Origin of the sequence: Bradyrhizobium sp. CCBAU 51627 (genome assembly GCF_028128765.1) — a bacterium.
Taxonomy (GTDB): domain Bacteria; phylum Pseudomonadota; class Alphaproteobacteria; order Rhizobiales; family Xanthobacteraceae; genus Bradyrhizobium.
On record NZ_LBJG01000082.1, the window covers coordinates 1 to 11,889 of the forward strand.

General features: G+C 59.4%; 10 protein-coding genes and 1 pseudogene. 4 read left to right on the top strand and 7 right to left on the bottom strand.

All coding sequences use genetic code 11. The features are described 5' to 3' along the window. Window positions 1-244 precede the first annotated feature (244 nt). Window positions 245-1,186, top strand: coding sequence for a LysR family transcriptional regulator (locus XH88_RS28720; protein WP_271671587.1), 942 nt, complete (start codon window positions 245-247; stop codon window positions 1,184-1,186). A 106-nt stretch (window positions 1,187-1,292) separates the two neighbouring features. Next, window positions 1,293-2,279 carry a LysR family transcriptional regulator gene (locus XH88_RS28725; RefSeq protein ID WP_271671588.1) on the top strand — a complete coding sequence of 329 codons (987 nt, stop codon included), beginning with the start codon at window positions 1,293-1,295 and terminating at the stop codon, window positions 2,277-2,279. A 274-nt stretch (window positions 2,280-2,553) separates the two neighbouring features. On the opposite strand, the gene XH88_RS28730 is transcribed toward XH88_RS28725, so the two are convergent. From XH88_RS28730 to XH88_RS28755, 6 genes are all read right to left on the bottom strand, one after another. Continuing rightward, complete coding sequence (locus XH88_RS28730) at window positions 2,554-3,066, bottom strand: RES family NAD+ phosphorylase (RefSeq protein WP_271671589.1); 513 nt, start codon at window positions 3,064-3,066, stop codon at window positions 2,554-2,556. Then, window positions 3,063-3,545 (bottom strand): type II RES/Xre toxin-antitoxin system antitoxin, encoded by a 483-nt coding sequence (gene parS / locus XH88_RS28735; RefSeq protein WP_092234398.1) that lies wholly within the window; start codon window positions 3,543-3,545, stop codon window positions 3,063-3,065. Before parS ends, XH88_RS28730 begins: the two co-directional genes overlap by 4 nt. 763 nt (window positions 3,546-4,308) lie before the next feature. Further along, on the bottom strand, window positions 4,309-5,139 hold the full coding sequence (locus XH88_RS28740) for an FTR1 family iron permease (protein ID WP_271671590.1): 831 nt from the start codon (window positions 5,137-5,139) through the stop codon (window positions 4,309-4,311). A gap of 12 nt (window positions 5,140-5,151) precedes the next feature. Further along, window positions 5,152-5,499 (bottom strand): cupredoxin domain-containing protein, encoded by a 348-nt coding sequence (locus XH88_RS28745; protein ID WP_271671591.1) that lies wholly within the window; start codon window positions 5,497-5,499, stop codon window positions 5,152-5,154. Window positions 5,500-5,525: 26 nt separating this feature from the next. Next, window positions 5,526-6,422: a hypothetical protein gene (locus tag XH88_RS28750; RefSeq protein WP_271671592.1), complete on the bottom strand. Its 897-nt coding sequence runs from the start codon at window positions 6,420-6,422 to the stop codon at window positions 5,526-5,528. 648 nt (window positions 6,423-7,070) lie between these two features. Further along, window positions 7,071-8,105, bottom strand: coding sequence for an AraC family transcriptional regulator (locus tag XH88_RS28755; protein WP_271671593.1), 1,035 nt, complete (start codon window positions 8,103-8,105; stop codon window positions 7,071-7,073). 670 nt (window positions 8,106-8,775) lie between these two features. Here XH88_RS28755 and XH88_RS28760 point away from each other — a divergent pair. Together XH88_RS28760 and XH88_RS28765 are read left to right on the top strand one after the other, a co-directional pair. Further along, on the top strand, window positions 8,776-9,294 hold the full coding sequence (locus XH88_RS28760) for a c-type cytochrome (RefSeq protein WP_271671594.1): 519 nt from the start codon (window positions 8,776-8,778) through the stop codon (window positions 9,292-9,294). A 792-nt stretch (window positions 9,295-10,086) separates the two neighbouring features. Next, a pseudogene (locus XH88_RS28765) lies at window positions 10,087-10,547 on the top strand (DUF1993 family protein). Window positions 10,548-10,961: 414 nt separating this feature from the next. On the opposite strand, the gene XH88_RS28770 reads toward XH88_RS28765, so the two are convergent. Further along, window positions 10,962-11,879 (bottom strand): NADP-dependent oxidoreductase, encoded by a 918-nt coding sequence (locus XH88_RS28770; RefSeq protein WP_271671596.1) that lies wholly within the window; start codon window positions 11,877-11,879, stop codon window positions 10,962-10,964. Window positions 11,880-11,889 lie beyond the last annotated feature (10 nt).

Consider the following 11,889-nt stretch of genomic DNA (forward strand, 5'->3'; position numbering starts at 1 on the left):
CAGCCTTCCGGCTATCGCCAGCTGACCTGCCCGGCCCTGGCCGGTGAACGCGGTGACCCGCCGCCAGCTACACCATGCAAGGGGACACGATCGCGGCGAGCCCTTTTCTGCCCTGTCGCTTCCGACGAACCGCGGGGTACTCAGGACCGTCGCCGTCTGCGCTGCGGTATCGGTGGCTGCTGCGCTCCATTCGATTCACATTCGTGCTGGGACCGACCTCCGTCCGCCTAGAGCGCGTCGAGCGATGAACGATCGCCTCTCAAGACTCAGATTGTTTGTCCGCGCCGCGCGGACCAGCAGCTTTTCCAGCGCCGGTCGCGAGCTCGGCCTGACGCAGCCGACTGCATCCCGCCTAATCGCCGCGCTTGAGGAGGACATCGGCACCACGTTATTCAGCCGCGCCACGCGAGCGGTGGCGCTGACCGAGCTCGGCGCCACATACCTGGTGCGCATCGAGTCGATCTTGGCGGCGCTTGACGAGGCGGATCACGAAGCGCGCGGAACAGGAGAACTGCGGGGCACACTGCGCGTCGGCACGTCATCAAGTTTCGTTCTCAGGGAAATCATCCCGCGACTCTCCGGCTTTTTAAGGCAATACACGCTGCTGAGGATTGAGCTAGTGACGAACGACCGGTACCAAGACCTCGTGACTGAGGGTATCGACGTGGCGTTCCGGCTCGGAGCCCTGCCCGACTCGAGTGCGATGGCTTGCAAAATCATGCACCTTCCGAAGGTGCTAGTGGCTCCCGGACTACCTGCGAGAGCGCGGAGCGCCCATTACGCCCTCAGACCTTGCTCACCACTCGGTGATCATCGGTCCGGCGCACTCATCGTCAACTTTCTGCTCGCGCAAAGATGGCCGTGTCACCTCAGTGCGCTTGCAAGCCAGCTCGCGATCACGATCAGCGAAGGAGCCACAGCAAGCGCCGTCGCTGGATTGGGGATCGCCGCGTCGAGCGAAACCACTGTGCGGGCAGAGCTCGCGACCAGGCGGCTCGTGCGGGTCCTGCCTGAGTGGGATTTCGGCTCCATGGAGGTCAATGCACTCTTTATCGGCGGAAAGACCACAAAGCCTGCCGCAGGGGCATTTGCCGATTTCCTGGCCAGGGGGCTCCGCCCACCTCGCGGCGCATCAGTTCGGCGCTCAGGGGCTCCAGAAAGCGTGTCCGTGCGTCCAAACCAATAGACCAGGCTGTTCTAACGTGTGCATGCAAATGGCATCCATATGCCGTGATTTTGGCGGCCCGTGAGGTCGTCAAGTGCATAGACAGGAGAAACTCATCGGAGAATCCATGGAGCTTCATCAAGTTCGCTATTTCCTCGCGGTCGCATCCACGCTCAACTTCACGCGCGCGGCTGAGCAATGCAATGTTACGCAGCCCGCTTTGACTAAGGGAATTCAGAAGCTGGAGCAGGAACTCGGGGGCCAGTTGATTTACCGTGAGCGCCAGCTGACGCAACTCACCGACCTCGGGAAAGAAGTTCTTCCGATGCTGGCGCGCACGCTTGCCTCGGCAGAGACGGCGCGTCGCAGAGCTAGGGAATTCCAACGCAAAGAGGTCGCACCACTTAAGATCGGCCTCGCCCCCTCCATCTCGGCTTCGCTCGTCCTTGATCTGATAGCTGAGATCGCAAAGTTCGTCCCAGGGCTTACTGTTGAGCTGCGCGAAGGCGCGGCGGAGAAGCTGATCGACCTGCTGCTCGAGGGAGAGGTCAACGCCGCAATCGTCGGGGACGTTCAGGACATACCCCCTCGCATCGACGACTGGTTGCTCTTTGAAGAGCGCTACGTCGCGGTTCTAGCGCAGACACACCAACTCGCAAATCGCCACTCGATTGGGATTGACGATCTCCGCGAGACCGTCTTGCTGGAGCGCGTAGGATGCGACGTCGCTCCGAAGATCCAACGGTCGTATTTCCCCAAAGAACCTCCCCATCTGGGCCACTGCAGCGGTCACGACTTGCACCTTCAGTACATGGCCGCAGCTGGGTTCGGCGTGATACTCGCGCCCGAGCACATGCCACGCCTTCCGACGCTAAAGACCATTCCCCTCGAGGGGGACCCGATTTCGCGGGAGGTGCGGCTGCTGGCTGTGCAGGGACGCCGCTACTCGCCGGCACAGGACGCTTTCATCAAGGTCGCGCGGCTTCGAGACTGGTCGATCGAAGTCCGCCAGAGAGACATCCCGCCCGGAAGGCTCCCGGAGATGGCGACCACGCCCGCGCTAACACGCACGTCGACAACGAACCGATTCCAGCGCATCGATCCCATCGCTTGAGGCCTCACCCGTTCCAAAGAAGCCCTATGAGATGCAGCCCGGATCCGAGCCGGTGAGTGCTTTCAGCGCCGCCGCATTCTCAACAGGATTTGCCGTACAACCGTGGCCGTCGTTTCGCGTTCGATCTGAGTCTCGGAGCGAAAAAATCCAATAATTTCAGTCAGGGGATTAGGGCGGAGGCTATTCTGATTCCATCGGAGTCAGGTAGCCAGAATTAGGATTCCATTGGAGTTACTTGGTCGGTCAGGCGAGATCGTACTGCTACGGGGCCGAATTAGGGCGGTGATGTCGAAGGATGAAGGCGCGTATCTAGCGCGAACGCTTCCTGAAGGTGCTGCTGGTACACGCCTTTCGCCCTGGTCGGGTCGAAGATCAGATTCCAGCTGTGATTGGACACCACACTTGGGATCATGACGAATTTGTGCTTGGCCAGGAGCGCATCCCCGAACGCCTGCTGGCCTGCGCCTGGGATGCCCGGTCGCAGCCAATTGGCGTTCGGAACGTCGGCAGGGCGAACAATATGAACGTCAGACACGTCGGAGATATAAAGCGCGGTCAGTACGTGAGGCAGAGTGTCTAGCGCTTTGAAGCCTTTGTGAACCGCCACTTCGAGTATCGCGGTCGCTGGATCAAGCGCGCAATACACAACGCGAACGCCTTTGCTGTTCCACCGGCCGCCGACCTGGAATGCGCCTTCGCCACTATCCCAGGTCGACGCAAAGCGCGCCTGATCGAGGCGCCAAGCGATGAGCTTGCCGCCTCCCAATGGCTCTACAGAAAGCGTCATGCATAGACGCCATATGCGAGGCGTGTGAGGTACTGTTCAACGAGCTCGATGCCCGCCGGAGTGGCAAGGAGGTCGATCGGGCGACGCTGGTCAAGACCGATGGCCGGACGCTCGAGCCACTGCTCGGCTTCTTCCTGCGAACCGAACACGTCCGTGGCCTTGGCGAGGATTTCGGCAAACTTCCAGGTCCGCCCACTTTGCTCCTGGCTGAGCGGCTTGTCCGGAGCGTCCTTGCGTCGCTGAAAGGTGCGAAGGCTCATTCCGAACGCTTTTTCCAGCGAGTCCGTTTGAATGATGAGGAGGTGACGGACGAAGTGGGTCAACGCAGAGCCTGGCAGTCCGTCCAGCAGCAGTTCGTGGGCGTCGAGGGCGCTTGTGATCCGGCGCGACAGGATGCGTGGCCCGCCGAGCAAATCGGCCACCTTCTGCAGATCATTGCCTGGCCCCTTTGGAGCCGGTTTCTCGGCTGCGGCAGTCATAGTAGCCTCGCGTCACGTGTCGCTAAATATACGTCACATGTCGCAACTAATCAAGCCTAACCCTCCACGGAACTTGCCTGAATCTTGGTTGCAGAGGGCGGTGGGGTACTTGCTGACAGGATACATAGCGGCGAAAACCAGCCGTTCCTGGCGCATTGCCGAACTTAGGGGCGGTACTCGCCAACGTCGCCAACTTCTGCGACTTCGATTGCTATGGGGGAACTTTGTCTACGCTCAAGGCCGCGCTTGGCTGGGCGACAGTATTGAACGACTTGGCCTGGAGCTGATACAACTCGATCCGCTCCGTCTTAACCGCTGCGCCCCGAAGAGGCTCCGACCTCCAATTGGAGCAGACAGGATTCGGATCTCGTGAGAAACGCCAGAAGAGATCGGACCTTGACCCGACAGACTCCAATTGAAGGCGAATGACTCAGATCGAACACGAGACGACAGTGGCATCAACTCGTCGGAGGTCACGATAACCGGCAGACTTTCTTATGCGAATGCCGGAGATTCCTCCGCGAGCGGCCCGGCGAAAGAAATACTCGCCCGAACTATTCCGAGGCGGCTGCTTTGCGCATTGCACGGCTACGATCGTTGCCTCATAGCGCCGAGTCATTCGCGCTAATTGACGCGAGTTGGACGAAGGCGAGGTAATTGGCGCGGTTTGTCGGGCGCGTCGCTACCGGAGTCGCTCGCGCCCGGCCGGATAAGGTTCGCCGCTCGGGAGGCGCGAGCGGAAGACTGATCCAGTCGCCCCGCTCTATTCCGCAGCAACGGCGTGGTTGGCGCGCACTTCCGCGGTCAGCCACATCAGCGATTTGGTTGTTACGATGACGGTAAGATAGACCAAGAGCTGCATCTGCGTCGGCTGATCGGTATAGCCGATCAGCGTGTGCAAGGCGCGTCCGGGAATGCTCGTCTCGGGCAAAAGCCAGCCTAAGTTCCACACGACTGTGTCGAGCGAGGTTAGCCAGTTGGCGCGCTCCAGAAAAGCAACGGCCTGTGCCGCCATACCCGCCGCGAGGAGGGTGATCAGAACTGTCGTTGTTACAAACAGCGGGCGCGACGGAATCCGCACCAGGCCCAAATAAGTCACAAGGCAAACTGCAGCGCCGAGCAAGAGGCCAAGGCAGCCGCCAACGATCAAATCCAGGGCCGAACCGCCGTCGGAGGTGACGACGCCATAGAGAAACAGCGCGACCTCGCTGCCTTCGCGCAGTACGGCAACGCCGACCACGACCGCCAGAGCCAATAGAGGCTTGCTGCCTGCGGCCACCGCTTGGCCAACCGCGCGCATTTCGACCGCAATCTCCCGCCCGTGGCGCGCCATCCAGACATTATGCCAAGTCAGCATCACAACGGCGACCCCGAGAATAGCGGCATTGAACAGCTCCTGTCCCATGCCCTCGAACAGCTGCGACAGCCCACCGGCAGATGCCGCGACGAAACACGCCCCGGCCACACCTGCCAGCATGCCGCCGGCAACCCAGCGATCGCGGCGCGCGACCCCGCGGGTAACCGCGAGCACAATTCCGACGATCAGGCCTGCCTCGAAGACCTCGCGGAAGACGATGATGAGCGCGGCGAGCACGAGATAGACGCCCTATTCGACGACGAGCGCGCCGCGCGCTTTTTCGTTGAAGTCATCGTAGAACTCATAACGCCCGGCCTTGAGAGCGCGGACGTTGATCACACCCTGGCTCTTGGCGGTCACTACCTTTTCCACCCTGAGGGAGGTGCTTTCGAACTCCATCGCCTTCCCCTCGAGATTCCTGATCCGGAAGACAACCGGCTTGTCCGCCGGCGCACGTACCTCGTGCGGCTGAAACTGCCCGTTAGAGTAGCTGATCTGAATTTCCGTTGCTTGCTGGGCCGACGCCGTCGACAGCGGCAAAATCGCCGTGCAGAGCGCTGCGAGAGCGAGTTTTCTGGTCGCGGTCAAAACGTGCATCTGTAGGCCTTCCTCTTTGAGGGACGTCAGAACTCGACGGCGAATTTGAGTTTGGCGCGGTTGCGCTGGAACTCGGCAAGATTGAGCGAAAACGGGGCTCCAACTTCGCGGCCCCATATCTGCGTGCTCCAGGCCGCTGTCATGAACATCTTCGGCGTGAACCGGACATAGAGCGTCGGACCGAGCATCACTGTGTCGCCGGTAAAGGCCGAGAGTGCGAAGTCGTCATAATGGCGCAGATACCAAACTTCGCCTCCGATCACGACATTGGGCGTGATTCGGAACGACAGCGCCGCGGAGGCGCCGAGTTTAGTTTCCCGAATGGTCTCATCCAGCAATGTGTGGGTATATTCGGGTTCATATAATAGGTTGAACCCGGCAAACAGCCGCTTTCTAACGAGTTCGAGGTCGGCATTGAGTGTTGTCTCGAATTCATAGTTGTGAACCCGCTCGCCGCTTGTCTCATCGATGAGCCGCACCGTAGGCTCGAAAGCCAGCGTCACAGACAGTGGATTGTTCGACGTCCGTTCGAGGGCGAGGTAGCGGAATTCACCAAACCCGCCGCTGAACGCCAACTGGCGACGGTCGTCGAGGTCGGCTACGGTCCCGATGTCGTGGGTTGATCCGAGCGCCCCAAACTCGATTTGCACAAATTGAGACGGCGTGAATTCGAACTCATACTTGGTCTCGGTCGCGGTGTAGCGTCCATCGCGCTTGCCAAATCGGCCGATCGTGTCGGTCGTGAATTCCTTTTCGCCTTCGATGCCGATACCCGAACCGGTCGTGAAGCCGAAAATGTATTTCGTTTCGATATCTCGCCAAGTATCCGAGTCGTCGGCGCGGGCGAGGCCGCCCAGGCAAAGAAATGCGAATACACCGGAGACGACGGCATAACGCCACCCAAAGGCATTTCCCGCTGGCATCGATTGCCTCACCGTCATTGATGGAGCTTGACGCCTGTAATCGATGATCGCCAGACCCGCAAAAAGACTCCTTCTAAACTAGAGCGATTCTAAATTGTAAGTCAGAAAGTGCATGCGCCGCCGCTTCGAGCACACCAGCCTTTAGTTCCCGGCAGACTGCGTCGCACGATGTCGCGCCCGCCGCGGCCTGCACCTTGAAATAATGCAATCAATTTGAGGGAGCTGCCTCCGGGCTGCTCATTCCTTCCACCTGTGGGCCTTTAACGATCTCGGAAGGCATCCGCTTTATCACCGTTTACGATTGACCGGACATCGGGCGGCCGGCCGCTGAATGAGCACCTAGCCTAGTCCGACAGCATCGGCGTGTTTTCGCAATCGCGACGCCCGGCGCGCGGAACTTACCGCGTGGGAAAGCCAAGCCCGCGGATGCACTGGCATCCCCCTTACAGCTGTGGCCGCGAGACCACTGCTCGGGGCCTTGTATCTTCCACACGGCCCCGCACCTCCTGGGTTGTCGTGAGACGTCAGGACGCCGCTTAGCTCACGCCGGACCCAAGTGGAAGCTGAGTAGATCGAGCTCAGATGTCACCACCAGCGGAACGTATATCGCCGGCGGCCGTGCCAACGCTCTTGCAGAATGAACGATCCTCACGCGGCGTCGGATTGCTCGATCGCATCTTCGTCCGGAGCAGCCCTTGATGACCGTTCGCTCTGCGCATTGGAGCGATATTCTGACGGGTCGCTCCCGTAGTATTTACGAAAGCTGCGCGTAAAGCTGCTCCGACTCTGGTAGCCGACGTTTAGAGCGACCTGGTCGATCGATAGCGCGTTGGCCGCGAGCAGATCAGCAGCGTGGCGCATCCTAAGGCGGCGCAACAGTGACATGGGTGCCTCTCCGAAGGCAGCGGAGAATCGCGCCATGAAAGCTGAGCGGCTCAGACCGACGGCGTGCGACAGACTTTGAACGGTGTGCGGAAGCGAGGGACGCGAGGCCATCTCAGCGAAAGCTCGTGCGATTGGCGGGTCACTTAACATGGCGAAGCGCTCAACCCAGGCTTTCGTCGAGACCAGGCAACGTCGAAGCAGGGCGAGCAATACGACCTTCAGTAGCGCTGCCGACATTGGCCCCACACCGACGTCCTGGGCCGCGAGCTCGGCTAACGCGCAAGCGATCACCTGGTCGAGCTGGTCATGTACGTCGAATGTCTCAACAATCGGCGCTGCGAGGGATGCGAACAAGTCAAGCGCTGGACCGTAGGTCGCTCGAAAAGTGCCGCACGCAAGTACGAGTGTCGGTTGGTCATCTCCGACAGTGTGCCGGTACGACGAGCCGGGCACGAAAAGGCCTACACTGCCCTTGCCGACATTTCGTAGTGCGGTCGGGCGCTCCGTGGCGACGATCCTCATTGCGCGTCCGGGCGGAACGATTACCAATGTATGCGGCGTCAGACGGATAGGGCTTTCCCCGTCCATCAGGATGAAACCGACGCCTCGAACGCAGTAGTGGATGGTGCACGCGTCCACGCGCGCAACGGGCAAGTGGGCACCCGCCGCAAGCAAGCATTGCGACAGCCTAACAAAGCTAATGTCCAATGTGGTCATCAACTTGTCGAGGTCTTTTCGCGATATACGCCAGAACGGCTCACCTGCCACGTCCAAAAGCCTTTTGTTGCTCAGATTCATATGAACTCAGCTCCGGAGGGCTGTACAACGCCATCTCACGCGAGCAGCCAGCCTCAAAATCGAGCGAACGGTCCTTCCGCGCTCTGACTTGATCTGGGATTTTGATTGTGTGTCGGTGTCGTTGCGTTCGACTGAACACGCTGACGAAATAGCCAGTTGCGGCTCACAGAGTAGTAGTTGCAGCCGAATTAGATATATTCAGCCACGACATGAATAATCCGGCTGAGCGTCTGAACTATAATAAATTGGCGCGAACGCGCACCAACGCGCGTCAACAGGAACCTCAGCCCAGTCGTGGCGGCTCGAGACCAACCAACCCCGGATGTAGAATCTCGAGCAAGCAGGTAGCCCTGTCACTCTCGACTGCTTTGGTCTGCCCCGCGATACTTATGCGAGTAACCGTAAGACCGCAAACTGCCCTTTTCATGTCCTGCGATGACGGCCGACACCTCGACGACAGTACCGTCTTCAACCGCTGATCGCAACAAAGCCAGAGGCAGACGCGCACTGCGCTCTGACGATACCCGAACCTATCGAATGCATATCCAAAAGGAATTTTCAATTTCCTCCGCTGTAGCCGATCTTAGGCCTCGAGAGCCCGGCCACCGGATGCCAACGATCTAAGGCGACTAATCGCGCCAATTCGCGCGGCGCGGGCAAAGGAGTCCCGATGAAATTACCAGCGACCGGCTCGCCGTTCCCCCGCATCAAGTCAGCTAGGACCTCTCTCTCATGCTTTCACTCCACGACGATTTCAACTTTGTTGCGCGGCTGCGCCTACTTTGAGCTTGGGAAAAAAGGGATGTTCGCAATGAACAACGCAGGAAAGGTTGGAGCGTTTTTCGCGACGCTCCTGTTTGCGGGAGCAGCTGCCGATCCGGGCTACGCGCAGAATGCTGAGCACGGAAAAATCGTCTTCCAAGCCTGCGCTACGTGCCACACTACGGATCAGACCAACCGTGTTGGACCCGGCCTAGGAGGACTCATTGGCAGGAAGGCAGGTACGGCCCCGGGATTCCACTACAGTGACGCGATGAAGAAGTCCGATATTGTTTGGGATACCAAGATTCTCGATGCGTATCTTGAAGCGCCGCAGAAAGTGGTTCCCGGAAACAAGATGCCCTACGCAGGAATGACGAACCCAACCGATCGGGCCGACCTCGTCGGCTATCTGGCAACGCTGAAATAGGAGCTCGTTAGGCGAGACATCAGCAAGGTACAGCCCGTTTCTGACGTGAAACGTCCTTACTGCCGACTGCATGTGCAAGCGTCCGAATCGCGGTCCTCTTCCGATCGGCTGATGTTCGAGGGAACCGACACTTGGAAAGCCAACTCTAGGCGGTGAGCCTTTCGAAATGTGCCTCAGCGACAGTGTGCCCGCTGTCGCGTACTACAACACGGAGGATGGGCGCATCGTCCTTCTTCACACTAAGGTGCCGCCGGAGCCCATGGCCCGGGACACGGATGACGACTGGGGCATGGCGTTTCGAAACGTTTACGATAAGCTTAGAACCGAGTAGTCGCGAAGTTCCGCTGATTTCGTGCGCCTCCCGACGCCCCGAATACGGCGTGCTCCTCGATGGCTGATGATAAGCCCAATACAGTTCCGGCAATCGCCTGCGGGGCAGCGACATTAGTCCTGGTTCGGCGTAGGCAAGCGAAATTAGACGATCTCTACCGACCAGCACACCGATTGCTAGGAGGCTCATATCCCCGCCGAGGTCCGCGAATTTACGTGAGCGGACCTCCTGTCCTCATACGCACTCACTTCTTGCTGGTGCGTCACGCTGGGCAACATCGGCTCCGGCAAGTCGGCGTGTATAACGCCGCAACACAGATGAAGTCATTATGGCCGTTCGTTTCGGTTATCTATCTCCGGATTTCGCAATTACCTTCAGAGTAAAAGGAGCGTCAAGAGGTCAAAATGTCGTTCTCTGTCTATGAAATCACAGTTCCTGTCATGGTACATGGACTGAACGTAATGGATAAATATCTCGACGACGCTAAGGCGCTCGAACGGTTCAAAGGGTTTGAGGCCGGGGCGATTCTTGGCGAGAGGCTCGCGCCAGACATCACCTTCGGAGAACAGTTCTCCGTGATTTGCAACAAGGTCGAGGCACACATTGCAAAATTAATGCGAGAGGCCCCGCCGGGACCACGCGACATCGCGATGGCGTATCCGGCGTTGAACAGTAGACTAATCGAAACTCGCAGCTTCCTGAAAAACGTGCAGCCGGTGCGCAGTCCCACACATACGAACTTACGCCGCCTATCGTTCGTGGATGGTTCGGCGGCGACGACTACATCCGGCACCTAGTACTACCGGACTTCTTTTTCCATATCTCAGTTGCGCACGCGATCCTCCGGAAGCTCGGAGCGAAAATCGGAAAGCGCGACTACCTCGGCAATCTTGCTCAGCAGAGTGGCGGTGACTACTCGTAGAGGCGGACGCGACGCGTGGCATGATCCACGCCCTTCAAGGCAGGGAGGGCGAGTTTGACGGATGCCGTAGGCACCAGCGCTGCGAGAGGTCATCCGAATAGACGCCGCCTGTCGCGATCACGAGTATTCCATACGCGGTCTTTTCGACCGAATAGATCCCGCTGGCGCTGTTACTCAGTCTTATATCTCACCCGTCGGGTCCGGATCGTCATCGCTGCGCGCTGTGACGCCCTCTGGATTACTGGCACGGACTAAGAAGGACATCGCATAGCATCCACAAAAACAGCGGAGTACCGCCTTTCAACGTCGACCTCACAGGACGTGCCGCCGATCTTTAACTTGAAAGCGATGGATGCCTCTCGATGGCGCAGGATGCAGCCGGTTGGCCCGGCATGCATCGACGGGAACGAGGTGCTACGAACGAACGCGGATGATCGTCTTCCCCTTGTGTCGTTCGGTCGAGTTAAAGGCGGCGATGGCCTCGTCCAGGGACGAGACGGCACCGATGTTCGTGCGCAGTCGTCCGTCTCGCGCCCGCTGGACGATCTCACCCAATTGGGCGCGATCAGATTCGACGACGAAATCGATCGCAAAACCGTCAGCGGGCCGTGTCTCGATCGGGCCGGCAATGCTTACCAACGTTCCTCCGGCTCGAACTAGTGCCGCGGATCGTTTCCCAATATCGCCGCCAAAGACATCGAAAACCAGATCGACTGGGCCGACGTCTTCCAATGCGTCGCCCCCAAGATCGACGAACTCTTGCGCGCCGAACTCGAACGCCGCCGCTCGGTCGGGGGCGCGTCCAGTGCCGATGACGTAGGCGCCAGCCTCTCGTGCGAGTTGGATCGCCATTGAACCCACTGCACCGGCGGCGCCATGAGCGAGGATGCTCTGCCCCGCCTTAAGGCGACCGTGCTGGATCAGCCCCTGCCATGCGGTCAAGCCAGGCATCGGCAGGCTTGCGCCCACCACAAAATCGACATCGCCCGGCAGCGGCGCGAGGTTGCGGGCATCGACGGCCACATACTCGGCCAGGGTGCCGTCGCGATACCAGTCGGCGAGACCAAACACTCGTTGTCCGACCGACAGTCCTGTCGTGCCGTAGCCGAGCGCGGTAACCACTCCGGCCAGCTCGTGCCCAGGGACCGACGGTGTTCGGTTACGATCGAGGCGATCAGTCCAACTTGGAGGCCAGGTCAGCTCATCCCAAGTAAAGCCCGACGCATGAACCTCAACCACAACGTCGTTTATTGCTGCCTGCGGCTGCTGCCGCTCCACGAGCTTCATCCCGCTTGTTCCGGCGGCTTGGTTGGTCACAATGATCGCCTTCATGGGAATTTCC